Source organism: Paraburkholderia sp. (assembly GCF_035948235.1).
Lineage (GTDB): Bacteria > Pseudomonadota > Gammaproteobacteria > Burkholderiales > Burkholderiaceae > Paraburkholderia.
The window spans coordinates 1-26515 of record NZ_DASZJJ010000341.1; the positions used below are offsets into that span (position 1 = coordinate 1).

A 26515-nucleotide genomic window follows, 5' to 3' on the forward strand; every position below is an offset into this window, starting at 1 on the left:
ATTACGCGAGCGCGATGAGCGCTTCTGGCGCGATGGCAAGGCCCACGGCGGTGCCGCGCGCAAGTTCGACGCGGCCTGCGACATCGACGAAGAGCGCATCGGGCGCCGCGCCGCCGATGGTCAGCCGCGTGCGCTCGCCAAGAAAGGTCGATTGTTCGATTACGCCGCGTAGCGGAGCGTGGGCTGGATCGGCGAGGGTGGCGTCCTCGGGGCGAAAGAAGAGTTCTGTGGTGTCAGCCGAATGCGCCGTGTGGGTGTCGAGCTTGCCGCCCGTGGTAACGAGCGCGCCGTCGCGCCATTGTCCCGCGATCCGGTTGAGCGTGCCGACGAACTGCGCGACCGCGCGGCTCGCGGGCCGGTAATAGATCTCGCGCGGCGTGCCGATCTGCTCGATGCGTCCGGCGCTCATGACGACGACGCGATCGCCCAGTTCCATCGCTTCGGCTTGATCGTGCGTGACGTACACGGTGGTTACGCCCAGTTCGCGCAGCAGCGTGTTCATTTCGCCCCGCAGCGTATCGCGCAGACGTGCATCGAGGGCCGTGAGCGGCTCGTCGAGCAGCAGCACACGCGGACGCCGCGCCAGCGCGCGGGCAAGCGCGACGCGCTGGCGCTGGCCGCCCGAAAGCTGGCCGATGGGTTTGTCGGCATGGGCTTCCAGACGCATCATCGCGAGCAGTTCGTCCACGCGCTCGCGCGCGGCGGCGGCGCTCACGCGCGCAATCTTCAGACCGTAGCCGATATTGCCGCGCACGTTCAGGTTCGGGAACAGCGCGTAGTTCTGGAACACCATGCCGACCTTGCGACGCTCGATCGGCAGGGCGGTGACATCGTCGTCGCCGAAAAGCACCTGGCCGCCCGCGTCGGGTGTTTCCAGACCGGCGATCAGGCGCAGCGTGGTGGTCTTGCCGCAACCCGACGGGCCGAGCAGCACGAGCGTCTCACCCGCGCCGATCGACAGGTCGAGCGGTTCCAGCACACGCGTGCCGCGAAAGGTCTTGCAGCACTGCGTGAGCGTGATCGGCATTGAATCGAGTTTCATTGGGAATCCTGATGAATGCGCTTTCTGCCGCTATTTTTTCGGCTGCCGGGCGTGTGTGCGCCGAGCCATTGCATCGCCACGAGCAGTGGCATGGTCATCACGAAGAAGAGAATCGTGTAGGCGCTGCCGATTTCGATACGCATCGACGCGTAGGTATCGGCGAGGCCGACGGGCAGCGTTTTCGTGTCGGGCGTGTGCAGCATCCAGGTGAGGTTGAACTCGCCGATGGAGAGCGTGAGCACCGCGAGCGCGCCCGCCAGGATGCCGGGTCGCGCATTAGGCAGCACGATCGTGAAAAAGCGCTGCACGAAATTCGCGCCGAGGCTCGCTGCGCCTTCCTCCAGCGTGCGCAGATCCGCTGCGGCGCAGACGGCGCTCACGGGCCGCACCATGAACGGCAACGTGAAGATCACATGGCCGACCACGATAAAGGCCGCGCTCATGCGAAACGCGGAGAAACCGCCGTACACCACCAGCAGCGCGAGCGCGGAGGCGAGGCCGGGCAGCGCCACCGGCATCACGAGCAGTTCCTCGATCAGGCGCGAGACGCGCGTGCGGCTGCGCGCAAGCGCGTAGCCGGCGGGCACGCCCGCGACCAGCGTGATCGCAAGCGTGGCGGCGGCCACTTCGAGCGACAGGAAAACCGAGCCGTGGTATTGCGTCCACACTTCGTCGAGCCAGCGCAGCGTGAGGCCGCTCGCGACGCCGCGAAAGTAGTTCACGGTAAGGCCCGCGACGATCGACATGACCACCGGCACGACGAGAAACGCGCAGGTGGCGAGCGTGACAAACCACTGCGCCGCTGCGAGCCACGCGCGCGCGGAGGGCGGAGCGAGGCGCTTTCGTGCGCGCGATGCGGTCGGCGTGACGGCGGATCTCACGCGGCCGTCATCGACTTCGTTGCGTGGCACCGCGCTCATGCCGTCGCCGCGACGGACGCGCCTGTGAGACTGCGTGCAACCGTCAGCACGACCCAGGTCACGACGCCCAGCACGATCGAAAGGCCCGCCGCCGTCACCATGTTGGCGTTGAGCGTGAACTCGGTATAGATCGTCATGGGCAGCACGTCGATATCGGTGGCGAGCGTAAAGGCCGTGCCGAATGCGCCCATTGCGGTCGCGAAGCACACGGCTCCGGCGGCGATCAGTCCCGGCGTGAGCGCCGGCAGGATCACGTCGCGCGTCACGCGCCACGGCGACGCGCCCAGCGAGCGCGCCGCCTCTTCGAGCGACGCGTCGAACTGGCTGGCGCTGGCCATCACCGTGACGATCACACGCGGAATCGAGAAGTACAGATAGCCCAGGAACAGCCCCGCCATCGAATAAGCAAACACCCAGCGCTCGCCCGCGAGGCGCAGCGCGAGCGCGCCGATCAATCCCTGGCGCCCCGCGAGCATGATGACCATGAAGCCCACCACCACGCCCGGAAACGCGAGCGGAAATGTCAGCAGCGCGACCAGCACGCGGCGCGCGGGGAATTCGCGGCGCGCGAGCAGCATGCCGCAGACGGTGGAGAGCACGAGTGTGGCCAGCGTAACCGCAGCCGAGAGCAGCACGGTTTCCAGCAGGCTCGTCATATAGCGGCCATTCGTCAGGAGTGCGCGATAAGTCGCGATCAGATGACCATCGGCGCTGACCTGAACGAGCGCGACCATCGGCAGCAGCCAGAAAGCGAGGAATACCGCGAGTGCGGGCGCGACGAGCGCCACGCGCCAGCGCAGCGGGAAGGTGAGGTCGTGCATGGACGATAGATGTGGATGAAAGTAAGCGCAGCGCGGTCTAGTGCATGATCTGCAGATAACGCTCGCCGAAGGTCTGCTGCTGGCCCGCCATCTTCGCGAAATCGACGGGCTTCGCGCGCGCATAGTCGCTTGCGGGCAGGAACTTCGCGGCTGCGTCGGGCGAGAGCGCGCTCGCGCGCACGGGGCGCAGATAGGCATTGGCCCACAGCTTTTGTCCTTGATCGGAGAGCACGAAATCCAGCACTTTCCTGCCGTTTTGCGCGTGCGGCCCATTCTTCACGAGGCTCATCACATAGGGCACGGAAATCGTCCCTTCGGTAGGAATCACGAATTCGACGTTGGCGTGATCCTTATATTTCGCGCGATAGGCGTCGAAGTCATAGTCGAGCAGGATCGGAATCTCGCCCGAGAGCACGCGCGCGTAGGCGGTTTGCTTCGGCACGATCGGCTGGTTCGCCTTGAGCTTGCTGAACCAGTTCAGGCCGGGCTGGAAATTGTCGAGCGTGCCGCCGAGCGCGAGGTTCACGGCCACTGCACCCGCGTAGCCCACAAAGGCGCTCGACGGATCGAGGTAGCCGATCATGCCTTTGTATTCGGGCTTGAGCAGGTCCGCCCACGAGCGCGGCACCGGCCGGCCGTCGAGCGCGTCCTTGTTGACGAAAAAGCCCAGCGTGCCCGAGTGGATGGCGAACCAGTAGCCCTGCGGGTCCTTGAGGTTCGCGGGGATGTCGTCCCAATGCGCGGGCTTGTACGGTGCGATCACGCCCTTGTCCTTCGCCTGGAACGCGGACGATATGCCCAGATAGACGACATCGGCGACCGGGCTTTTCTGCTCGGCCATCAACTGCGCGATCGACTGGCCTGAGTTCTTGTTGTCGAACGGCACGCGGATGCCGGTCTGACGCTGGATCGCCTGAATCTGGCTCGCCCAGTCGGCCCATTCGGGCGGGCAGTTGTAGCAGATGGCGGTTTCGTCGGCGTAGGCAGGCGTCGATGTAACGACGCTGCTGGCCAGCGCGAAAGCGAGGCTGAGCGCCGTGCTGGCGGCGAGGGCGAAGCGGCGTATCACGTCGGGTCTCCTGGTCGGATGCGGTGCGAGGATGTGCCGAACCCCTGTGCGAGGCCCGGTAATGACTTGCGGATGCTGCCGTGTCTAGATGAGTGCGTCGCCGCGCGTTACGCCGCGTGCCGCCATGCTGCCCGTCGCGATGGCCGAGATCGTGCCGCCTTCGCGCAGCGTGTGTTCAAGCGTGAGGTCGAGCGTCGGGCCCGCGTATTCGCCGCTGATGCGCGCCATCAGACGCTGCCACGCGGCGCGGCCAATCTCGCCGTTAGGCGTGCCGATGCTCGCCAGCGGCGGCGCGAGCAACTCGCCCATCGCAAGGCCGTCGAAGCCGAGTATCGACATGTCCTGCGGCACCCGCAGGCGCGCGCGGCGCAGACCGCGCATCACGACCATCGCCAGCAGGTCGTTGCTGCAGAACAGCGCCGTGGGGCGCGCGGGGCCCGTGCTCAGATGCGCGAGCACCGATGGCGCGAGGGCTTCAGCGTTGAAATCGATCTCGAGCGCGGGTGCGGGCGTGAGGCCGGCCTGTTCCATTGCGTGAGCGTAGCCGGCGTAGCGCTGGCGCGCGCGGTCGGAGGCGGCGAGCGTGCCAGCGAGCATCAGAATGCGCCGGTGGCCGTGCGCAATCAGCATGCGCACGCCGTCGCAGGCGGCCTGGTGGTTATCGACGGACACCGAGGGGCGGCGCGTCGTGTCGTTGTGCATGAGCACGTAAAGCGGGCCGTCGGCGTCGAGTTCGTCGAGCAGCGGGTGGGTATCGGCGTCGGCGACCGTCAGGATCAGGCCCTCTACCCGTTGCGCGCGCAACGTTTCGATCGCGTGGCGTTCGCGCTGGGCGTCGTACTGCGTTGTCATCAGCATGAGGCGAAAGCCCTGCGCCGAAGCGAGTTCGTCGATGCCTTGCAGGCACTCCGCGAACACGGGATTGGCAAGCGTGGGCAGCACCACGCCGATCAGGCGCGTGCGCTCGCCGCGCAACTGGCGGCCAATCGGATTAGGGCGGAATTTGAGCGCATCGATCGCTTCGCGCACCTTGGCGAGCGTGACCGGATTGACCGTATGCGGTGCGTTGATTGCCCGTGAAACGGTGGCAATCGAAAAACCAGCGTGTGCAGCGACATCCTTGATGGTTGGCGTCATGCGGGCGGCCCGGGCGTTGTAAACGTTTTCGATGCGGCCGATTATGGAAAGCGCATGTGACCGGGCGATGACGCGGTGGCCTCTGAAGGCTTGGGAGGGCGCGTGCGGCAGTGGTAGAATCCCGTCCGCCCTGCCGGCGTGATGAAATTGGTAAACATAGCGGACTTAAACACAGATTGAGTGCCCAGCCGGAAACGGCCGGTGCAGAACCCCTCAAATTCGGCGAAACCCCTGGGACCAGGCGGCGCGAAAGCGCCCGGTGCCGAGGCGACGCCGAGCCAAGCCGGCTGGCGCGCAAGCGTCGGCATGGAAGGTGTAGAGACTAGACGGGGGGCGCCTAAGGTTCGAAAGCCCGTGCGGCTGCAATGCACGAGGTTTCCCGGCTACGGCGAAGGCATAGTCCAGCGCACGAACGCCGCTTGTGTCCGATACGGTTTTGTACGTTCGATACATAAGCGCGCGGCGTCTAAAGACGTAGTGTGACGAAAATCCGCCGCCTCACGGCTTACCGGTTCAAGTCCGGTCGCCGGCACCAGGGCCACCCTGAACATGCTTCGCAAGAAGCCCTGAAACCCGCGATAGCGCAAAGCTTCGCGGGTTTTTTGTTGTGCGTTTCAGTGTCGATCTGCGGGAGTGGCGCCGCAAACGTTGGCCGTTTGGCGCGAGAGAGCGCGCATGCGCAAACGCGAGAGATACGCGGCCGTTTTGCGGGCGCGCGGTGGGCGCGTGAAGAGCGGCAGCACCGATCGGCGGCAATCCAGCCGCGAACCGGATCAGGCCGCGCAGCGCCCGATTATCGGCCGATCTGGCCGGTACGCGGATTCACCAGCCGGGCAAAACCGAACAAGGCGGCAATGGCGAGCGGCGAAGCGATATAGAAAGCGGTCAGCATGATACGAACTGAGACGAACCGTAACAAAATGTGTCATCAGTGTAGCTTGCCGATGCGATTTGAGTATCAGGGAGAACGACAACAAACTGTTGCGCAACTGCAGGGTTGGAGCGAGGAGGCGGTGGGAGTCAGGCTGGAACGCTTGATGGGCGGGGCTTTGCGCGATCTGGAGCGGGGCAGCTAGATGCAGTCGAATACCACCTCTACTGTCTGGGCGGTGACGCCGCGTAGCCCTTCGCTGTGGACTTCGACGGTATGCATCTCTTGTTTGCGCTTGTGGCAGTAGGCTTGCGCTTCCTTGATGCCAGCGCTGCGCACGCGATTCCATGAAACGATGTCCCACCGCGCGCGGCTCGTCACGGAAAAATGTCCATCCTGTCTTGAATTGATACCGGTCACCGACGTGCACGCCGTCAGCATGCCGAGCCCGAGCAACAGGATGCTACCTTTCATAGATTCCCCTTGATTGCGCACCATTGTCGCCGCCAAACATCGGCATTGGCAACCCGAAAGAAAGGTTAGCAGACGTTAAGGTCGCAATGAGTCAAGCGCGCGCAGCAAGGGCGCCGCCGGCGGAAGGAAGGGGAATGTTCGTGCCCGTCGCGGTATGCCGCAAGGGGCGAGAAAAGCCGCTGATCGTCGGATCGCGGCTTTATTCGAAATGCGAATCAGACGCGCGCTAAAACGATTGCCTTAGTGGGAAGCGCGCGCGATTCGCCGTGGAAATCAGTCGTGACCGACTACAGAGCCGACCTGTGCCTGACCGGAGACAAGGCACGAAGACATGAAGTTTTCGCCCTGACTGCGCGCGCCAATTGAGCTAAAACCGCGCGCCAGCGCTTCGAGCCGAACCAGTTCAGAACCCTTCGCGCAGGAGACCGCGCCGCGCTCGTGCGCCTGCACACGAGTCAGGACACGATTCCCGACGAGCAGTGCAAGGATGATGACGATGCCAATGTTGAATACCTGTCTCATGATTTCGCCTCCTGTACGTTCAGACTAGCGCAGGCTATTAAGCAATGAATCCAGGAGTTTCCCGGCGATGCGCTGCAGCACATGCGGCGCATAAATCGACCTTGATTTTCTGCGTAAAGATGCTTCGGCATCCTGCTTTTATGAGGGCCGATCCGCTTTGCCTTATGCAGTAAGGCGATGGCGCCGGAAACCTGATGACAGACCGGCCATTGCGACGCAGCAATGTCGCGTCGCGTCACGCGGTTTGTCTGCTAACCAATGTAATCCCGGACAGAAATAATCGTGCGTGGCAGATCGACACGGCGTTTTTGCCGGCGATTTTGAGGTTTGATTTCGATTAGATTTTTATGACCGTACCAGTTGGGAAAAGCCATCGGGATGAAATCTCATCAATCTTGAATTGGATCGCACAATGCTGCACCATCGATGGTCCGGTCCTCTTTTTTGCCATCTTTTTCCCGGTTCTCTCAGGCGAGGTGAGTAATGCAACTGATTGGCATGATGGATTCTCCCTACGTGCGCCGCGTCGCGATCGCGCTTCATGTGCTCGGCTTGCCGTTCGAGCATCGCAGCGTGTCGGTGTTCAGGCAGTACGACGAGTTCGCGCAGGTCAACCCGGTCGTGAAGGCGCCCACGCTGGTCGATGACGATGGCACGGTGCTGATCGATTCCACGCTGATCCTCGACTACCTCGACCACAAGGTGCCGGCCGCGCAGCGTCTGCTGCCGGAAGAACGCCAGGAGCGTACCTTTGCGCTGCGCGTGAACGGTTTTGCGCTGGCGGCGATGGAAAAGACGATCCAGCAGGTCTACGAGCGCCAGTTGCGGCCCGAGGAGCGCCAGCACGAGCCCTGGTTCGAGCGCGTGAACGCGCAGATGCACGCGGCCTGGGGCGTGCTCGACAAACTCATCGAAGGGCGGCAGGGCTGGCTGTGCGCGGGGCGGATCACGCAGGCCGATATCACAGCGGCCGTGGCGTGGCGCTTCACGCAATTCGTGCTGCCCGGCGCCGTCGATCCGGCCCGATATCCCGCCGTTGCCGCGCTTTCCCTGCGCGCGGAGGCGTTGCCGGAATTCGTTGCGACGCCGCTGGAGTGACGCTGGGGTAGTTCGAGGCCGCGCCGCTAGCCGCAAACCCTTGTCCTGCCGCCCGAACAGCGATTGTTCGACTTTGGCGACAAGTGACTTCGCGCGCAGGCCATTTATCGGCGGACGCTACATTCCTAGAATGGCTTCCATGTTAATGCCGCTGCGTCACGTCGACGCGGCGGCCGCAGTGGGAGCCGTCATGAAAGACTTTATCGAACGACAACTGTATCAGCCAGCACTGGTCCTGCCGATGGTGGACCTGATGCAGCTGATGGTGTCGCTCGACTTCAACATGGGCCAGATCGGGCTGCTGGTCGCGACGCGCGGTGCGCGTGCGGCGTTCCAGCGCTCGCGCGACCTCTGGTGCGCGAGCCATGGCTGCGCAGCGCCTGGCGAAAGCGTGCACTGAGCGATCTCACTGAGCGATCTTCAAAACCGCGCAGGCGGCAACGACCCCACACACCACGCAGATTTCACGTTTCCCCCCCGACGCGCAGCGGCATCGCCCGTTTGCTGTTGTGCTGTCACCCTGTAGGCCACCCCATGATCCGGGGTGGCTTTTTTTTGCATTTTTCTCGCGCTTTTTCTCGATTTCCGATCCGAAACTCGCCCGGCCGCGCTCGCGTGGCCCGTGACGCCGCCGGCGTAACATGACGCGAACGTAGTGACACCCCGGGCACGCATACCACGCACGGCACGCGCCGTGCGCGCACCAAGTCCTTCACGACAGGGAGAGCGGCATGGCACAGCGATTCGATGCAATCGTGATCGGCACGGGACAGAGCGGGCCGCCGCTGGCGGTGCGGCTTGGCGCGAGCGGGCGCAAGACGGCGATCATCGAACGCGCGGCGTTCGGCGGCACCTGCGTGAATGTCGGCTGCACGCCGACCAAGGCCTATGTGGCCAGTGCGCGCGCCGCGCATGTCGCGCGGCACGCGGCGGACTACGGCGTGCGCATTGGCGATGGCGTGGGCCATTGCGATGTAAGTGTCGATCTTGCCGCCGTGAAAGCGCGTAAGGACGCCATCATCGGCGCGTCGCGCGACGGCGTCGAGCGCTGGCTGCGCCAGGCGAAGAACGTCACGGTGCTGCAGGGGCACGGTCGCTTTACGGGGCCAAATACGGTCAGCGTCATGTCCGAAGGCGGCCATATCGAAGCGCTCGAAGCCGACGAAATTTTCATCAATACCGGCACCCGCGCGGCGGTGCCGCCGGTGCCCGGGCTCGAGCGCATCTGGTACGAAACGAATTCCACGATTCTTTCGCTCACCGAATTGCCCACGCATCTCGCGATCTGCGGCGGCAGCTACGTGGCGCTCGAATTCGCGCAGATGTTCCGCCGCTTCGGCAGCCGCGTGACGGTGCTGGTGCGCGGCGAGCGCATTCTCACGCGCGAGGACGACGACGTCGCCAAAGGCGTGCAGGACGTGCTGGTGCGCGAAGGCGTGGAGTTTCGCTTCGGAAACTCGCCGCAAGGCGTCGAGCCGCTGGGCGCGACGCCTGGGCACGGCATCCGCATCACGCTCGGTGGCGAGACGCTCGACGTTTCGCATCTTTTGTTCGCGACCGGGCGCATTCCCAATACCGACGATCTCGGCCTCGAAGCCGCCGGTATCGAGCGCGACCGGCATGGCCTGATTCCCGTCGACGGGCAATTGCGTACGCGCGTCGCCGGGGTTTGGGCGCTCGGCGACGTGAACGGACGCGGCGCTTTCACGCACACCTCCTACGACGATTACCAGATCGTCGCCGCCAATCTGCTCGACGGTGCGAACCGCAGCGCCGATACGCGCATTCCGGCCTATGCCGTGTTCGTGGACCCGCCACTGGCGCGCGTGGGCGCCAGCGAGCGCGAAGTGCGCGAAAGCGGCAAGCCCGCGCTGATCGCCACCATGCCGATGTCGCGCGTGGGCCGTGCACGCGAGCGCGGCGAGACCGATGGCTTCATGAAGGCGCTGGTCGATGTGCAGACGAAGCGCATTCTTGGCGCGACGATCTTCGGCATTGAAGGCGACGAGGCGATTCATACCTTCATCGACACGATGACGGCCGATGCGCCGTACACCACGCTGCAATTTGCGATGCACGTTCATCCGACCGTGAGCGAACTCGTGCCGACCTTGCTCGACGGTTTGAAGCCGCTCGTATGAGCGCGCCAGGCAATCTGTTCGAAGGCATCGACGCGGGGGCGCAGGAGGAAGTGTTCGAGCGCCTCGTCGCTCAGTCGGGCGTGCTGATCGAGCGCATTGTCTCGACGGGGCAGGCGAGTCCCGATGGCTTCTGGTACGACGATCCGCGCGACGAGTGGGTGGTGTTGCTCGCGGGTGCGGCGGAACTGGAATTCGAGGCGTCAGGCGGCCCGCGGGCGCGCCTGAAGCCAGGCGACTACGTACACATTCGCGCGCATTGCCGGCATCGGGTGGCGTGGACGGACCCGCGCGCGCCGACGGTCTGGCTCGCCGTATACTTCGACGCTTGAGCCACGCGTCGTGCGCTTTTCCCTGATCATCGAAGTCGTCCATGCCCCAAACACCGCTACGCGTCGCGCTGGTTTCCGATACGCACAATCTCGTGCGCCCCGAGCTTTTGACGTTCGTGCAGGGCTGCGACGCGATCATCCACGCAGGCGACATCTGTGCGCCCGAAGTGCTCGACCAGCTTGGCCGCATCGCGCCCTTGACGGCGGTGCGCGGCAACAACGATCGCGGTGCGTGGGCCGATGCGCTGCCGGTGCAGACCGTGGTGGAAATCGGTGGCGTGTCGATTGTCGTCGTGCACGAGTTGCCCGATCTGCGCGGCGATCCCGCTTCGCAGGGCATCGCCATGGTCGTGAGCGGGCATTCGCACAAGCCCGCGCAGGAAACGCGCGACGGCGTGCTCTATGTGAATCCCGGCAGCGCGGGGCCGCGCCGCTTCAAATTGCCGATCAGCGCCGCGATGCTGACGATTGGAAACGGCGGCGTATTGCAGGTTGAGCACACGTTGCTGATCAATTGATCGCAGCGCGCAAACGCAAAAAAGGCCAGCACGAAGCTGGCCTTTTTCACGACTTTCCGATCGGAAAGTTTTGACTTACACGCGTGCCGGCATGGCCGCGTAGTCGTCGTCCATCTCGCGGGCGAGACGCACGCCGCGCAGCACCGCATGGGCTTCGGCGCGGGTGCTCACGCTAGGCGCCGAACCCGGCAGCGGGCGACGCGCCGTTTCATGCAGCGCCAGCACCGAGATGATGCCGACCACGGCCGCGCCCATCAGATAGTACGCGGGCATCATCAGGTTTTGCGTGTGCTCGACGAGCCAGGCCGCGACCAGCGGCGTGGTGCCGCCAAACAGCGAAACCGACACGTTGAAGCCGATGGCGAGCGCGCCGTAGCGGATCGCGGTCGGGAACAGCGCGGGCAGCGCCGAGGGCATCACACCCGTGAAGCACGACAGCAGCGTGCCCAGAATCAGCAGGCCGAGGAACACCGGCACCAGCGCGCCCGTCTGGATCAGCGTGAGCGAGGGAATCGCCAGCACGATCAGGCCGACACAGCCCGCGAGCATCACCGGCTTGCGGCCGATCGCGTCCGACAGGCGGCCGAAGGCCAGCGTCATCGGGATCATCAGCACCATCACGGCGAGCACGACGAACAGACCGTGCGTTTCGTTGAAGTGCAGCGTCGCCGACAGATAGCTCGGCAGGTACGAGAGCGCCATGTAGTCGGTCACGTTGAAGATCAGCACGAGACCCACGCACAGCAGGAAGGGGCGCAGATGTTGCGTGAGCAGCGAGTTCATCGTGAGCTTCGGACGCGCAGTCTCTTCGGCTTCGCGCAGCTCGGCTTCCTTCTTGAACGCCGGCGTTTCTTCCAGCTTCATACGGATGTACAGACCCACGATGCCAAGCGGCCCCGCGATCATGAACGGCACGCGCCAGCCCCAGTCGAGCAGTTGCTGGTGCGAGAGCAGGGCCGTCAGCACGGCCACCGTGCCCGCGCCGAACACATAGCCGATCAGCGTGCCGCACTCCAGGAAGCTGCCCATGAAACCGCGGCGCTTGTCGGTGGCGAACTCGGCGATGAAGGTCGCCGCGCCGCCGTACTCGCCGCCGGTCGAGAAGCCCTGCACCAGACGCGCGACCAGCAGCAGTATGGGCGCTGCAATGCCGATCGAGTGATACGACGGGATCAGGCCGATCGCGAACGTGCCGCAAGCCATCATGATCATCGTCATCGCCAGCACGCGCTGGCGGCCGATACGGTCGCCGAGCGGCCCGAACACCATGCCGCCAATCGGGCGCACGAGGAAGGCGGCGGCAAAGGTGCCGAAGGTGGCGATCAACTGTGCCGAAGGGTTGCTCGACGGGAAAAATACCTGGCCGAGCGTGACGGCGATGTAGCTGTACACGCCGAAGTCGAACCATTCCATGGCGTTACCGAGTGCCATGGCGCCGACGGCGCGTTTGAGGAGGCTTTTGTCGACGATCGTAATGTCGTCGATTGTCAGGTCGGTCTGGGCCGACGAGCCGGAAGTGGAAGCGGTCAAGGTCTGCATCTCCAATGACTGCGACGAACTCCATCAGAGCTCGCCACGGTTGCCGGAGAGTGCCGTTTCGCGATAGCGGCCGTTGTCGATGACAACCTTGGGCTGCAAAGTCGGGCTGCGGGCCGCGCGTGAACGCCGCAAATGGAGCGTCCGGTCCGGCTGCGAGGCAGTCGGCGCGCGAATGGCATGCTGAATGTCGCGAAACGACACTCGATCGAATTGTGCGTATGCGTTGCGCCTGCGTGGCCTTGTTGGGGGGCAGGGCACATGTGACGCTGGACCAGCACGAGGGTGCCCGGTGAAGCGTCGCTGAAACGAAAAAGAATGTCCGTGTGGCGGATCGTTCTTCTTGTATGAAAACACTCAGACGGAAGGCGGTTTTGGGTGCCGGTCTGAATGCAATTGATGGCTAATGCCTGTTGAAAGAAGCGACATGATAGCACGATAACTGAAGATCGTGCAAACGGCCCCTTCGACGGGGTTCTTGCGGGCGGCCGCCAGGCCTTGCGGGACGGGGGATTGCGGCGATTCGGGCGGCCGTTCTAACGGGCCGTGAATCCGCATGAAGCGCATAAAAAAACCGCGCTCGACGGCGCGGTTTTTGCGGGGTTTCGCGTGCCGGAATCCCGTCGGGGACGGATCGGGTGGCACGGCTTCGAGGAAGCTTAAGCTTGGGTCGGCGGCACGTAGCCCGAAGCCTGATCGGCGCCGTCACCGAAGAAGTACTTTTCGGTCTGCTTCATCAGGTACTGGCGCGCGCGCGGGTCGGCCATGTTCAGGCGGTTCTCGTTGATCAGCATGGTCTGCTGCTTGAGCCAGCCTTGCCACGCTTCCTTCGAGACGCTTTCATAGATGCGCTTGCCGAGTTCGCCCGGCAGCGGCGGGAAATCGAGACCTTCGGCTTCCTTGCCGAGCTTCGCGCATTGGATCATACGGGCCATGCTGTGCTTCTCCTAAGTCGTATGTGTGGGTGACAGTCGCTTCATCCGCAGATGAGGGCGCTCAGAGCTGTTTCATCAGCACGAGCGATTTGCGCTGCCAGTTATAGAGGCGGCGGCGGTCTTCGGGCAGGTCGTCGACCGTGGCCTTGACGAAGCCGCGCTTGAGGAACCAGTGTTCGGTGCGCGTGGTGAGCACGAAGATGCGCGTGAGGCCGCGTGCGCGGGCGCGCTGCTCGATCCGGCGCAGCAGGCGCTCGCCGTCGCCGGAGCCTTGTGCTTCGGGCGACACCGTGAGGCACGCCATTTCGCCGATGCGTTCCTGCGAGTACGCGTAGAGCGCCGCGCAGCCGAACAGCACGCCATCGTGCTCGATTACCGAGAAATGGTCGATGTCGCGCTCGATCTGGTGACGGCCGCGCCGCACCAGCGTGCCGTCCGTTTCGAGCGGTTCGATCAGCGTCAAAATGCCGCCGACGTCGTCGGGCGTGGCTTCGCGCAGGCTTTCCAGGTTCTCGTACGAGATCATGGTGCCCACGCCATCGTGCAGGAACAGTTCGAGCAGCAAACCGCCGTCGAGCGCATAAGGAATGATGTGCGCGCGGCCCACGCCGCCACGGCAGGCGCGAATCGAATGCTTCAGATAGAAACCGGCGTCGCCCAGCACCGTGCCGCTTTCCTGCAGCTTGTAGGCGTCGTCGAGCGACATTTCGCGGATCAGTTCGCCTTCCTCGCCGATCAGACCCTGCGTTTCCGTGAGGAACACGATCTTGTCGGCGCGCAGCGCGATGGCGGCAGCGGACGCTACATCTTCCATCGACAGATTGAACGCTTCGCCTGTGGGCGAGAAACCGAGCGGCGAAAGCAGCACGAGCTTGCGGCTGGCGAGCGAGTGACGGATCGAATCGGCGTCGATCTTGCGCACCACGCCGGTGTGCTGGAAATCCACGCCGTCGAGAATGCCGACCGGGCGCGCCGTCACGAAGTTGCCGGACACCACGCTGATGTGCGCGTGCGCCATCGGCGTGTTCGGCAGACCCTGGCTGATGGCGGCTTCGATATCGAGACGCACTTCGCCGGCGGCTTCCTTGGCGGATTCGAGCGCGCGGGCATTGGTGATGCGCATGCCGTGCGAGAACTCGGATTCGACGCCGTGCAGGCTCATCTGTTCTTCGACCTGCGGGCGCGAACCGTGCACCAGCACGATCTGGATGCCCATGGCCTGTAGCAGCGCGATGTCGGCGACGAGCGCGTTGAGCAGGTTCTGGTGCACCACCTCGCCGCCGAAACCGACGACGAAAGTCTTGCCCTGGAATGCGTGGATGTAGGGCGCGACCGATCGCATCCAGTCGACGAATTGCGCGTGCTGCGCGGCCTGCTGGGCAGCATGCTCTGAGGCGGATTCCGCGGCGGCGGCGGAAGCCGGCGCATTCGCGGTGGCGGGGACGAGGTCGGTTTGGGAATTCATGCCCGGGATTATAATGCGCCCCCATGTCGAATGTACCCAAAAGACCTGCCTCGGCGCAGGGCAGCAACACCCCCGGCGGGAAAGACGCGGCGCACGGCGGCGCGCAGGAAAAACGCGCGTCGCAAAAGTATGGCGATGGGCAGAATCTCGCGTCGACGGACCGGCTGGCCGCGCTGATGAAGGGCGGGGCGCTGGGCGGCGCGCGCGTGCAGGACAAGCGCGCGGCCACGCCGGCGCAGGCCGCGCCGGTGCGCCCGCAGAAGCCGGCGCAAACGCAGCCGCCGCAAACGCCGCAAACGCCGCAAAGCGTTGCGCCCGCGAAGCAGGGCGAGCAAGCGCAAGCCGCAGCGAAACCCGCGCCGCAGGGGCAGGGCAAAACGCGCGATGAGCGACGCGTGAGCGAAGTCCGTGCTGAAGCTAATGAGCGCGCGAACGCGCCGGCCGCCGTCGCGCAAACCGCGGCACAAACCACCACGCCCGGCGAAGCGCAGCAAACGCGCGGGCAACGCCAGCAGCCACGCGAAGCCGGCGCGCAGTCGCAACCCGCGCGCAATCCGCAGCCGCGCGCGCAACAGCCGCAACGTCAACCGCAGCAAGCACAGAAGCAAGCACAGCAGCCGAAGCCACCGCGCCAGAACGCGCCGCGCCCGGCGAAACCGCAATCCGATCGCCCGCCGCGCGCAGAAAAAGCCGCCGCCGAAGCCAATCGCGAGTCACAACCGCAGCAGCGTGCCCCGCGCCCCGAGCGTGAACCACGCGAACCGCGCGAAGCCCGCGCCCCGCGTGCTCCACGCGCACCGGTCACGCCCAACCCGATCCCGCCGATCACCTTCCCCGAAGCGCTGCCGGTTTCCGGCCGCCGCGAGGAAATTGCGCGCGCGATCGCCAATAACCAGGTCGTGATCGTCAGCGGCGAAACCGGCTCGGGCAAAACCACGCAGTTGCCGAAAATCGCACTCTCGCTCGGGCGTGGCCTCGGCGCGGGCGGCAGCGGGCTGATCGGCCACACGCAGCCGCGCCGGATTGCGGCATCGGCGACCGGGCGGCGCATCGCCGAAGAACTCGGCACGCCGTTTGGCGAAGTGGTCGGCTACAAGGTGCGGTTTACCGACAATCTGTCGCCGGGCGCGTCGGTCAAACTCATGACCGACGGTATTCTGCTCGCCGAAACGCAGACCGATCCGCTGCTAAAAGCCTACGACACGCTGATCATCGACGAAGCGCACGAGCGCAGCCTGAACATCGATTTTCTGCTGGGCTATCTGAAGGAAATCCTCGTCAAGCGGCCCGATCTGAAGCTGATCGTCACCTCCGCGACCATCGACGCCGACCGTTTCGCACGCCACTTCGGCAGCGACGAAAAGCCCGCGCCCGTGATCGAAGTGAGCGGGCGTCTGTATCCGGTCGAAGTGCGCTATCGCCCGGTGCAGGAAGACAGCCCGGCGGTGAAGAACGCGCAGGGCACCGCGCCGCGCGAAAGCAAAAAGTCGCAACGCGACACGGATCGCGATCTGATGGACGCGATCGTCGACGCCGTGGACGAGTTGTGCCGCGAAGGCTCGGGCGACGTGTTGGTGTTCCTGCCCGGCGAGCGCGAGATTCGCGACGCCGCCGAGGCGCTGCGCAAACACCATCCGCCGCACACGGAAATCCTGCCGCTGTTCGCACGTCTTTCCGCGCAGGAGCAGGAGCGCGTGTTCAAGTCGTCGAACGCGCGCCGTATCGTGCTCGCGACCAACGTGGCCGAAACTTCGCTCACGGTGCCGGGCATCCGCTACGTGGTGGATACGGGCCTTGCGCGCGTGAAGCGCTATTCGTACCGCAACAAGGTCGAGCAACTGCAGATCGAGTCGATCTCGCAGGCCGCCGCGAACCAGCGTGCGGGCCGTTGCGGGCGCGTGGCCGACGGTATTTGCATCCGCCTCTACGAGGAATCCGACTACATCGCGCGGCCGCGTTTCTCCGATCCGGAGATTCTGCGCTCGTCGCTCGCGGCCGTGATTTTGCGCATGAAGTCGCTGCATCTCACCGCAATCGAGACGTTCCCGTTTATCGAGCCGCCGCCGGGCCGCGCCATTGCGGACGGCTATCAACTGCTCAACGAACTGGGCGCCGTCGATGACGACAACGCGCTCACGCAGCTTGGCCGCGAACTCGCGCGCCTGCCGCTCGATCCGCGCGTGGGTCGCATGATTCTGGCCGCGCGCGACGAGCAGTCGCTGCGCGAAGTGCTGGTGATCGCGAGCGCGCTTTCCGTGCAGGATCCGCGCGACCGGCCGATCGAGGCGCAGGAGCAGGCCGACCAGGCGCATCGCCGTTTCGCGGACGAGCGCTCCGAATTCCTCCAGTGGCTCAAGATCTGGGCGTGGTTCGAGGACGCCGTCGCGCACAAGAAGTCGAACAAGCAACTGGTCGATTCCTGCCGCGCGAATTTCCTCTCGCATCTGCGGCTGCGCGAGTGGCGCGACGTGCATTCACAATTGTTGACGGTGGTGCGCGAGCACGGCTGGCGCATCAACGAATCCGACGCGACTTACGAGCAGATCCATCACGCGCTGCTGACCGGGTTGCTCGGCAATATCGGCCTGAAAGCCGAGGACGAGCCGCATTTCCTCGGCGCGCGCAGCATCAAGTTCCATTTGTGGCCGGGTTCGGCGCTGGTCAAGAAGGCGGGGCGCTGGGTCGTGGCCGCCGAACTCGTGGAGACGAGCCGCCTCTACGCGCGCTGTATCGCGAAGATCGAGCCGGAATGGCTCGAAAAGGTCGGCGCGCATCTGCTGAAGACGTCGCTTTCGGAGCCGCATTGGGAAAAGCGCGCGGCGCAGGTGAGCGCATTCGAACGCGGTGTGCTCTACGGCCTCCCGGTGTATCAGCGCCGCCGCGTGGCGTTCGGCAAACAGGACCCGGCGCGCGCGCGCGAGCTGTTCATTCGCGGCGCGCTGGTGGAAGGCGAATTCGACACGAAGCTGCCGTTCTTCGCGCACAACCGCAAGCTGCTCGCCGATATCGAGCAGCTCGAACACAAGTCGCGCCGCCAGGACGTGCTGGTCGACGACGAGCTGATTTTCGGTTTTTACGATCAGGCGATTCCCGAGGGCATTTACTCGGGTGCGCCGTTCGAGCGCTGGTATCGCGACGAGGTGAAGAAGAGCGGCGAATCCGAGGACAAGCTGCGTCTGCTGTATCTCTCGCGCGACGATCTGATGCGCCACGAGGCGGCCGGCGTGACGACCGAGCTGTTCCCGAAGCGCATGACGATGTCGGGCGTGGCGATGGCGCTCACGTATCACTTCGAGCCGGGCTCGCCGCGCGACGGCGTGACGCTTGCAGTGCCGCTCTACGCGCTCAACCAGGTCGACGCGCGGCGCTGCGAATGGCTCGTGCCGGGCATGCTCAAGGAGAAGGCGCAACTGCTGCTGAAGTCGCTGCCGCAGAAACTGCGCCGCCATTGCGTGCCGCTGCCCGAGTACGCGGCCGGTTTCGCCGATCGCGTGGGCGGCGAGCGCTTCGGCGCGGGCGGGCTGCTCGAAGGGCTCATCCTGGATGTGCGCGAGCAGAAGCAGCTTCAGTTGAAGACCTCGGACTTCAAGCTTGAGACGCTGCCCGCGCATCTGTTCATGAACTTCAAGGTGATCGACGAGCACGGTCGCCAGCTTGCGATGGGCCGCAACCTCGCACAGTTGCGCGCGGAACTCGGCGCGCAGGCGCAGCAGCAGTTCCAGAAGCTCGCCAGCGCCACCGCGCTGGCGGCGCTGGAAACGCGCGCACAGGGCGAGGGCGCTGCAACAGCAGAAAATTCGCCATCATCGCAGCAGGCCGCGCCAAAGAAGCCCAACGCTCCGCAAACGCCTGCGCCCGGCGATGCACCCGCCACCGCGCTGTACGAAAACCTCACCACGTGGAATTTCGGCAAGCTGCCCGAGCTGCTGGAAATCCGCCGGGGCGGCCAGACGCTATTCGGTTATCCGGCGCTGGTCGACCGCGGCTCGCATTGCGACGTCGAGGTGTTCGATTCGCCGGAAGAAGCCGCGCGCATCCATCGCGCGGGCTTGCGGCGTCTCTTTGCGCTGCAGTTGCGCGAACCGATCCGCTATCTGGAGAGAAACCTGCCGGGTCTGCGCGAAATGGCGATGCAGTTCATGGCGCGTGCCACCCAGGAAGAATTGCGCGATCAACTGGTCGAACTCGCGCTCGATCGCGCCTGCCTGCAAGACCCGCTGCCCGACGACGACGCAAGCTTCCACGCGCGCAAGGACGAAGGGCGCGGGCGCCTCTCGTTGCTGGCGCAGGAGATTGCGCGGCTGGTCGGCCAGATTCTTGCGGAATATGCGTCGCTGGCGAAAAAGCTCGTGCAGGCCAAGGCCTTTGGCGCACCGGCTGCGGACATGCAGGCGCAGGTCGATGCGCTCATCAGCAAGCGTTTCATTCTGGACACGCCGTACGCGCAACTGGTGCACTTCCCGCGTTATTTGAAGGGCGTGGCGCTGCGCATCGACAAGCTGCGCGCCGATCCGGCCCGCGACGCACGTCAGGCCGCCGAGTTCCAGCCGCTCGCGCAGCAGTATCAGCGCGCGCTCTCGCAACGCGGCGGCGTGTTCGATGCGCGTCTGAGCGAATTCCGCTGGCTGCTCGAAGAATTGCGCATTTCGCTCTTCGCGCAGGAATTGCGCACGCCGATGCCGGTGTCGGTCAAGCGGCTCTACAAGGTCTGGGAATCGATGCAGCGCTGAAGGTGCGAGCGCGTCACGTCCGCATTGCGGGCCATAACAGTTGATCGAAATTGTTCGAAAAAGGGGCGCCCGTTGCGCCCCTTTCATATTTCAGTGGCCCTACGTCAACCTTGCGAACCTGCAGGCGTTCTACAATCACAGATCTGCCAGGGAACGACACTTCATGCGTACAAACGAATTCCGCCGTACCGCTGCACGCTTCGCGAAACGGGCTGCCATGTTTGCCTGCTCCGCACTCGTCGGCGCCGCGCTCACCACGGTGATGCCGAGCATCGCGCACGCGAACAACATCATCGTGCTCAATTCGGGTGAGGCCACACTGAGCCTCATCGACGACAAGACGCATGAACTCGTCGGCACGGTGCCCACCGGCAAGGAGCCGCATCACCTGTTTCCCACGCCGGACAATAGCTCGCTGATCGTCGCGAATTCGGTGTCCAACAACCTGTTGTTCGTCGATCCGAAAACCGGCAAGCCGCAGCGCTGGATCGAGAACATCGAAGATCCGTATCAGCTCGGTTTTTCGCCTGACAACAAGTGGTTCGTGACCACCGGCCTGCGCCTCGATCGTCTGGATATCTATCACTACGGCGGCGCGGGGAATTTCACGGTCGCCAAACGCCTGCCGCTGTCGGCCATGCCCAGCCATCTTGCGTTCACGAAGGACAGCAAGATCGTGTTCGTTTCGCTGCAGGTGTCTGGCGAAATCGCGGCGGTCGATCTGGCCTCGCAGCAGGTGCTCTGGAAGATGAAGGTCGGTCCCGCGCCCGCCGGCCTGTGGATGACACCCGGCGAAAAATACCTGCTGGTCGGCATGACGGGCGCCGATTACGTGGCGGTAGTGGACTGGCGCAACCAGAAGATCGTCAAGACGATCCAGGTGGGCAAGGCGGCGCATAACTTCCGCTCGATGGTGGATGGCCGCCACGTGCTGGTGTCGAGCCGCGTCTCGAACGTCATCAGCATCATCGACGAGGAATCGCTCGAAAAAGTGGGCGAGATCAACGGTCTGATGCCCGGACCCGACGACATGGAACTCTCCGCCGACAAGCGCTGGCTGTGGGTGACGTTCCGCTTCGCGAAGCATATCGGCCTGATCGACATGCAGACGAAGAAGCTCGTGAAGACGATTCCCGTGGGCCGCTCGCCGCACGGCATCTACTTCTACGACCGCGCGCCGGTCATGTCGCCCAACGGCGCATAACTTTCCGCATCACTTCCTTTAAGCGCCGCTACCCATGTTCGCCATGCTCGCTTCCTGCGCACACTGGGTAGCCGCCGGCGCCGATAACTTCGTCTCCTGGCTCCAGACGCTTCTGTACGTGAACGTCCTGCAGCCGGCGTTGTTCGACGCCGGCTTCATGGATGTCGACGAAGACACCTTCGACGCCCTCTACTGGGTGATCGTCGGCGTGCTGGAAATGGTGGCGATGTACGCGTTGCTGCGTCCGCTCGAAGCGCTCATGCCCGCCGAAAAATGGGGCGACCGCAAGGGCGTGGGTGTGGATGCCGTCTATACCTGGGTCACGCGCCTGGGCATCCTCAATCTGTTTTTCTTCTTCGCCATGCAGCCCGCGTTCGACCGCGCGCAAAGCTGGCTGCGCCTGCACGGCGTGATGAGCGTCGATATCGACAATCTCTGGCCCGGCGTGACGACAGTGCCAATCGTGGCCTTCGCGATCTATCTGGTCGTGCTCGACTTATTTGGCTACTGGTATCACCGGCTTTCGCACCGTTACAGCCTCTGGTGGGAGTTGCATGCGGTCCATCACAGCCAGCGCAAGATGTCGTTCTGGTGCGATAACCGCAACCATCTGCTCGACGTGCTGGGGCAGTCGTGCATGTTCGCGGGCATCGCGCTCGTGATCGGCGTGCCGCCGGCGCAGTATGTCGTGCTGGTGGCGCTCACGAATTTCGTGCAGAACGTGCAGCACGCGAATATCCGCCTGCATTTCGGCTGGCTTGGCGAGCGGCTGCTGGTGAGCCCGCGCTTTCACCGGCGGCATCACGCCATCGGTTACGGCCATGAGGGCACGACCTACGGCTGCAACTTCGGCGTGCTGTTCCCGTGGTGGGACATGCTGTTCGGCAGCGCATCGTTTAACGAGCGCATCGAGCCTACGGGCATCCGCGACCAGCTCGAAGGCGCGCGCTACGGCGAGGGGTTCTGGGCTCAGCAAGGGCTCGCGTTCTCGCGCATCGCGCGGCGGCTGGCGGCGTGGCGTCAGAGCAGGGCGGCAGCCCGCGATGGCGGCCGCGCCATCTGATCGGTCTTTCCCGGGCTTCCTGGTCACGCCGGTCAGGCGCGCGGTGGTTTATGCTGTCGTTTTGTCGCACTGAACCCGCACCGATTTTTCCGGCTCCGTGATTTCCCTGCGTCTTTCCGGTGCTTTAGCCACTTTCCCGCTCGCATGAACGATCTGTTGCGCTCGTTTGGCCGCGCGCTTGCCAGCGCGTTTCATCCCTCGATGCTGTTCCTCACCTTCGTGCCGTTTTTCGTGGCGGCGGCTGTGTGGGGTGGTCTTCTGTATGCCTTCTGGCAACCGCTGATCGACGGCGTGCGTGGCACGCTCGACGTGTGGCCAGCCACCGGCTATCTCTATCACGCGTTCGACTGGGTCGGCTTCGGCTCGCTGCGCAGCATGATCGGGCCGTTCGTCGTCATCATCCTGACGATTCCGCTCATCGTCATCACAGTGTTGCTGTTGATCGTCGCGATCGCGATGCCGCGCGTGATCCGCCATCTGACCACGCGCCAGTACGCCGCGCTCGAAGCGCGCCGTGGCGGTAGCTGGTTCGGCAGCCTGCTGCATTCGCTCTGGACGACCTTGCTGTGCCTCGTGCTGCTGGTCGTCACCTTGCCGCTGTGGTTCATTCCGCCGTTCTGCGTGCTGGTGCCGCCGCTGCTGTGGGGCTGGCTGACCTATCGCGTCATGACCTACGACGCGCTTGCGCTGCACGCAAGCAGCGAGGAGCGCCGCGAACTGGTGCGCCGCCACCGCCTGCCGCTGCTGGCGATCGGCGTGGCAAGCGGCCTGCTTGGCTCGCTGCCCACCGCGATCTGGGTGGCGTCCGCGTGGATGCTGCTGTTTTTCCCCGTGATCGCCGCGCTGACGATCTGGATTTACGCGTTCATTCTGGTGTTCACGGCACTCTGGTTCGGTCATTACTGCCTGCGCGCGCTGCAGCGCCTGCGCACCGACGCGTCGCGCCATCCGGGCCACGAGGGGCATGATGTGAGCATCGTGCACTGACGTTCCCGGCATCGGCGGATCATTTACAAGCCCATTCATACGACGAGGCAACACATGGCATTTGGCGTCATCATCATCGGCGACGAAATCCTTTCGGGGCGCCGCACCGACAAGCATCTGCCGAAAGTCATCGAACTGCTCGGCGCGCGCGGTCTCGCGCTCGACTGGGCCGAGTACGTCGGCGACGATCCCGCGCGTATCACCGCAACGCTCAAGCGCTCGTTTGCTTCGGGCGACATCGTGTTCTCGACGGGCGGCATCGGCGCGACGCCGGACGACCATACGCGCCAGTGCGCAGCGGCGGCGCTAGGCGTGCCGCTCGCGCTGCATCCGGACGCCGAAGCCGCGATCCACGAACGCATTCGCGACATGCACACGGGCAACGATCCCATCAACTTTGGTTCGCCCGAGAATCTGCACCGTCTGCAGATGGGCACGTTCCCGCAGGGCTGCGAGATCATCCCGAACGGCTACAACAAGATTCCGGGCTTCTCGATCCAGAACCACTACTTCGTGCCGGGCTTTCCGGTGATGGCGTGGCCGATGATCGAATGGGTGCTCGACACGAAGTACGCGCATCTTCATCACCAGATGCCGCACGCGGAAAAGTCGCTGCTGGTGTTCGAACTGCCCGAATCGACGCTCACGCCGTTGATGGAAAGCATCGAGCGCGATTTCCCCGGCGTGCGCGTATTCAGTCTGCCGAGCGTGGGCGACAGCGAGCGCGGCGGCATTTATGCGCGCCGCCATATCGATCTGGGCGTGAAGGGCGAGCCGGAAGCGGTGGCGGCGGCCTTCGTGAAGCTGCGCGAAGGCGTGCACCTGCTGGGTGGCGATGTGGTGGAGCCGCCGGAAGCGGCGTAGGCGCTCAGATAAGCCGCAGCAAAAGCCGCATCATCGGCTTGTCATATGCGGCGCTCAAAGTGGCCCGTCAGGATTGCGCTGGCGGGCCTTTTTTCTGGCGAAGCGGATGGAGCGCTGCGGCGTGGTTTCAGGCGCCCAGCCACGGCAGGCCGCGGAAGCACCAGCCGCTGACGGTCTTGCGATGGCCTTCGCTGTTCTTGTCGCCTTCGAAGCCTTCCAGCAGGTCGTAGGCGTGCGTGAAGCCGGCCTTGGCGGCTTCGATGGCCGCGAGCTTGGAGCGCGCGGCGCTGCGGCACAGAAACAGGATGGGCGTGTCGGCGTCGGCCACGCTCTTGAGCTGGGTAATGAACTCGGCGTTGGGCACGCCGCCCGGATAGCGTGTCCACTCGACGTGGGCGTACTGACCGTCGCCGACCACGGGGCGGCCGACCCAGTCCAGCTCGGCGCGCGTGCGCACATCGACGAGCTTCACTCGCGTGTCGAGTTGCAGAAGCTCGAACGCCTCGGCGGGCGAAACCGCGCCCGCGTAGGGCAACTGGTTCCCGGCGCGGCGCGTGTCGGCCTGGGCGTACAACTGTTCGAGCGTACTCATGACGGCGGATCTCCTTGTCTGGTCTACACGTGTCGTCCACGGCAGAGCGGAAAATTCGACCCGGGCCGTTGACGTCAAAGATGAAAGGATTATTCTAGCGCGCTGCAGGAGTGCGGGCAGGGGGCGGCTTTGGCGCATTGAAGACTGCCGGAGCGGACCCGAAGCGCGCCTGAAGTGCGCCCGCTGTGCGCCACTGCGGCAAATTTGCGCCGCATTGGTGCGAAGCTGGCGTTATGCACCATAATGGAGTGAGAATCGCGCGCCAAATCCGGGATTGCACGGAGTTGGTGCCTGAAGACGGCTCAGGGTTCGGGCAAGTGCTCGGGCGTGGGGCGGGAGATACCCGCGTGTTCCCCGTAGTTGGCTCGTGGTTGCCCCTTGGGGCCGCATCCGCAACTTTTTGCGCCAGTCTGGCGCAAACATGGCACGGAAGCTGCTTTGTATGTCGCGATCGTTTCGCACCCGGCCTGCGGGAGGTTGGCAGAAGCCAGCCGAAAGCTCGCCGAAGGCAGCACACAGCGGCAACCGGCGAGATCAGAAGATTGGGCAGGCGGCAGCGTTCGCCGAAATCGTTAATCAGGAGAATAGGTTATGAGTAAATCCGTGGCCGACGTCATGCAACTCGTCAAGGACGAAGACGTCAAGTTTGTCGACTTCCGTTTCACCGATACGCGCGGCAAGGAGCAGCACGTTTCGGTTCCGCTGTCGGCATTCGACGAAGACAAGTTCGAGTCGGGTCATGCATTTGACGGTTCGTCGATCGCCGGCTGGAAGGGCATCGAAGCCTCGGACATGCTGCTCGTCCCGGACGCGAACACGGCGTTCATCGACCCGTTCTACGAAGAGTCGACCCTCGTGCTGACCTGCGACGTGGTCGAACCGGCTGACGGCAAGGGCTATGAACGCGATCCGCGCTCGCTGGCAAAGCGCGCTGAAGCGTACCTGAAGAGCACGGGTCTGGGCGACACGGCTTTCTTCGGTCCGGAGCCGGAATTCTTCATTTTCGATTCGATCCAGTGGAACACGGATCAGTCGGGCTGCTTCGTCAAGATCGGTTCGGATGAAGCACCGTGGTCGTCGGGCCGTGAAATCGAAGGCGGCAACACGGGTCACCGTCCGGGCACCAAGGGCGGCTACTTCCCGGTCGCGCCGGTCGACACGTTCCAGGACATCCGTTCGGAAATGTGCCTGCTGCTCGAACAGATCGGCATCCCGGTCGAAGTGCACCACCACGAAGTCGCTGGTCAAGGCCAGAACGAAATCGGCACGAAGTTCTCGACGCTGGTTCAGCGCGCGGACTGGACGCAGCAACTGAAGTACATCGTCCACAACGTGGCGCACACGTACGGCAAGACGGCAACGTTCATGCCGAAGCCGGTCGTTGGCGACAACGGTTCGGGCATGCACGTTCACCAGTCGATCTGGAAGGACGGCCAGAACCTGTTCGCAGGCAACGGCTACGCTGGTCTGTCGGAATTCGCGCTGTTCTACATCGGCGGCATCATCAAGCACGCTCGCGCGCTGAACGCCATCACGAACCCGGGCACGAACTCGTACAAGCGTCTGGTTCCGCACTTCGAAGCACCGGTCAAGCTGGCTTACTCGGCACGCAACCGTTCGGCATCGATCCGTATTCCGCACGTCTCGAACCCGAAGGGCCGCCGTATCGAAACGCGCTTCCCGGATCCGCTCGCTAACCCGTACCTGTGCTTCTCGGCACTGATGATGGCAGGTCTGGACGGCGTGCAGAACAAGATCCACCCGGGCGAAGCCGCTGACAAGAACCTGTACGACCTGCCGCCGGAAGAGGATGCAAAGATCCCGACCGTGTGCGCCGGCCTCGACCAGGCTCTGGAAGCGCTCGACAAGGATCGCGAGTTCCTGACGCGCGGTGGTGTGTTCACCGACGGCATGATCGACGCGTACCTGGCGCTCAAGGAAAGCGAACTGCAACGCGTGCGTATGACCACGCACCCGGTCGAGTTCGAACTGTACTACTCGCTGTAATCGACGATGGCGCTTCGCTCGCAACCGCGCAGCGAAGCGTCTGTCCGACGTCGGCGAAACGGTCACGAAGGGACGGCGGCGCCGTCCCTTTTTTGTTGGCGTTTCCTTTGCGCGAAGCGAGTCAATCGCCGCCGCTGCATCGACGTCGTCGTGCCAACCATCATCGACATGGACTGCCAGCCGGCGCGCC

General features: G+C 64.3%; 22 protein-coding genes. 11 read left to right on the forward strand and 11 right to left on the reverse strand.

The window, feature by feature from the left end; genetic code table 11:
• Position 1 precedes the first annotated feature (1 nt).
• The 7 genes from VG320_RS30020 to VG320_RS30050 form a co-directional block, all read right to left on the reverse strand.
• A complete protein-coding gene (locus tag VG320_RS30020; RefSeq protein ID WP_327203716.1) occupies positions 2-1042 on the reverse strand; it encodes an ABC transporter ATP-binding protein in 1041 nt (346 codons plus the stop codon).
• On the reverse strand, positions 1039-1962 hold the full coding sequence (locus tag VG320_RS30025) for an ABC transporter permease (protein WP_327203717.1): 924 nt from the start codon (positions 1960-1962) through the stop codon (positions 1039-1041). The genes VG320_RS30020 and VG320_RS30025 overlap by 4 nt, the downstream gene beginning before the upstream one ends.
• Positions 1959-2783, reverse strand: coding sequence for an ABC transporter permease (locus VG320_RS30030; protein ID WP_327203718.1), 825 nt, complete (start codon positions 2781-2783; stop codon positions 1959-1961). The genes VG320_RS30025 and VG320_RS30030 overlap by 4 nt, the downstream gene beginning before the upstream one ends.
• A gap of 37 nt (positions 2784-2820) precedes the next feature.
• Positions 2821-3852 (reverse strand): ABC transporter substrate-binding protein, encoded by a 1032-nt coding sequence (locus VG320_RS30035; RefSeq protein ID WP_414696168.1) that lies wholly within the window; start codon positions 3850-3852, stop codon positions 2821-2823.
• An 84-nt stretch (positions 3853-3936) separates the two neighbouring features.
• Positions 3937-4989, reverse strand: a complete 1053-nt coding sequence (locus tag VG320_RS30040; protein ID WP_327203719.1) for a substrate-binding domain-containing protein — start codon at positions 4987-4989, stop codon at positions 3937-3939.
• A gap of 1072 nt (positions 4990-6061) precedes the next feature.
• The gene (locus VG320_RS30045) at positions 6062-6358 is read right to left on the reverse strand and encodes a hypothetical protein (RefSeq protein WP_327203720.1); all 297 of its coding nucleotides are present in this window, start codon (positions 6356-6358) and stop codon (positions 6062-6064) included.
• A gap of 249 nt (positions 6359-6607) precedes the next feature.
• On the reverse strand, positions 6608-6856 hold the full coding sequence (locus VG320_RS30050) for a hypothetical protein (protein WP_327203721.1): 249 nt from the start codon (positions 6854-6856) through the stop codon (positions 6608-6610).
• 483 nt (positions 6857-7339) lie between these two features.
• Here VG320_RS30050 and VG320_RS30055 point away from each other — a divergent pair, with 483 nt between their 5' ends.
• From VG320_RS30055 to VG320_RS30075, 5 genes are all read left to right on the forward strand, one after another.
• Complete coding sequence (locus VG320_RS30055) at positions 7340-7954, forward strand: glutathione S-transferase (RefSeq protein WP_327203722.1); 615 nt, start codon at positions 7340-7342, stop codon at positions 7952-7954.
• A 190-nt stretch (positions 7955-8144) separates the two neighbouring features.
• Entirely contained in the window at positions 8145-8354 is a 210-nt protein-coding gene (locus VG320_RS30060; RefSeq protein ID WP_027814986.1) for a hypothetical protein, read from the forward strand.
• A gap of 331 nt (positions 8355-8685) precedes the next feature.
• The gene (locus tag VG320_RS30065) at positions 8686-10095 is read left to right on the forward strand and encodes an FAD-containing oxidoreductase (protein WP_327203723.1); all 1410 of its coding nucleotides are present in this window, start codon (positions 8686-8688) and stop codon (positions 10093-10095) included.
• On the forward strand, positions 10092-10424 hold the full coding sequence (locus tag VG320_RS30070; RefSeq protein ID WP_327203724.1) for a cupin domain-containing protein: 333 nt from the start codon (positions 10092-10094) through the stop codon (positions 10422-10424). The genes VG320_RS30065 and VG320_RS30070 overlap by 4 nt, the downstream gene beginning before the upstream one ends.
• Positions 10425-10465: 41 nt before the next feature.
• Entirely contained in the window at positions 10466-10942 is a 477-nt protein-coding gene (locus tag VG320_RS30075; RefSeq protein ID WP_327203725.1) for a metallophosphoesterase family protein, read from the forward strand.
• A gap of 75 nt (positions 10943-11017) precedes the next feature.
• On the opposite strand, the gene proP is transcribed toward VG320_RS30075, so the two are convergent.
• From proP to argA, 3 genes are all read right to left on the reverse strand, one after another.
• Positions 11018-12472 carry a glycine betaine/L-proline transporter ProP gene (proP, locus tag VG320_RS30080; RefSeq protein WP_414696169.1) on the reverse strand — a complete coding sequence of 485 codons (1455 nt, stop codon included), beginning with the start codon at positions 12470-12472 and terminating at the stop codon, positions 11018-11020.
• A gap of 665 nt (positions 12473-13137) precedes the next feature.
• Complete coding sequence (locus VG320_RS30085) at positions 13138-13413, reverse strand: oxidative damage protection protein (RefSeq protein ID WP_183722845.1); 276 nt, start codon at positions 13411-13413, stop codon at positions 13138-13140.
• Positions 13414-13474: 61 nt separating this feature from the next.
• Positions 13475-14878, reverse strand: a complete 1404-nt coding sequence (gene argA, locus VG320_RS30090) for an amino-acid N-acetyltransferase (RefSeq protein ID WP_327203727.1) — start codon at positions 14876-14878, stop codon at positions 13475-13477.
• 23 nt (positions 14879-14901) lie between these two features.
• Here argA and hrpA point away from each other — a divergent pair, with 23 nt between their 5' ends.
• From hrpA to VG320_RS30115, 5 genes are all read left to right on the forward strand, one after another.
• Positions 14902-19608 (forward strand): ATP-dependent RNA helicase HrpA, encoded by a 4707-nt coding sequence (gene hrpA / locus VG320_RS30095; RefSeq protein WP_327203728.1) that lies wholly within the window; start codon positions 14902-14904, stop codon positions 19606-19608.
• A 163-nt stretch (positions 19609-19771) separates the two neighbouring features.
• The gene (locus VG320_RS30100; RefSeq protein WP_327203729.1) at positions 19772-20812 is read left to right on the forward strand and encodes a beta-propeller fold lactonase family protein; all 1041 of its coding nucleotides are present in this window, start codon (positions 19772-19774) and stop codon (positions 20810-20812) included.
• A gap of 34 nt (positions 20813-20846) precedes the next feature.
• A complete protein-coding gene (locus VG320_RS30105) occupies positions 20847-21875 on the forward strand; it encodes a sterol desaturase family protein (protein WP_327203730.1) in 1029 nt (342 codons plus the stop codon).
• Positions 21876-22019: 144 nt separating this feature from the next.
• Positions 22020-22862, forward strand: coding sequence for an EI24 domain-containing protein (locus VG320_RS30110; RefSeq protein ID WP_327203731.1), 843 nt, complete (start codon positions 22020-22022; stop codon positions 22860-22862).
• Between the two features lie 54 nt (positions 22863-22916).
• Positions 22917-23726: a competence/damage-inducible protein A gene (locus VG320_RS30115; protein ID WP_327203732.1), complete on the forward strand. Its 810-nt coding sequence runs from the start codon at positions 22917-22919 to the stop codon at positions 23724-23726.
• 127 nt (positions 23727-23853) lie between these two features.
• On the opposite strand, the gene VG320_RS30120 is transcribed toward VG320_RS30115, so the two are convergent.
• On the reverse strand, positions 23854-24318 hold the full coding sequence (locus tag VG320_RS30120; protein ID WP_327203733.1) for a rhodanese-like domain-containing protein: 465 nt from the start codon (positions 24316-24318) through the stop codon (positions 23854-23856).
• A 591-nt stretch (positions 24319-24909) separates the two neighbouring features.
• Here VG320_RS30120 and glnA point away from each other — a divergent pair.
• Entirely contained in the window at positions 24910-26325 is a 1416-nt protein-coding gene (gene glnA, locus VG320_RS30125; protein ID WP_103704033.1) for a type I glutamate--ammonia ligase, read from the forward strand.
• The last annotated feature ends 190 nt before the right edge of the window (positions 26326-26515 follow it).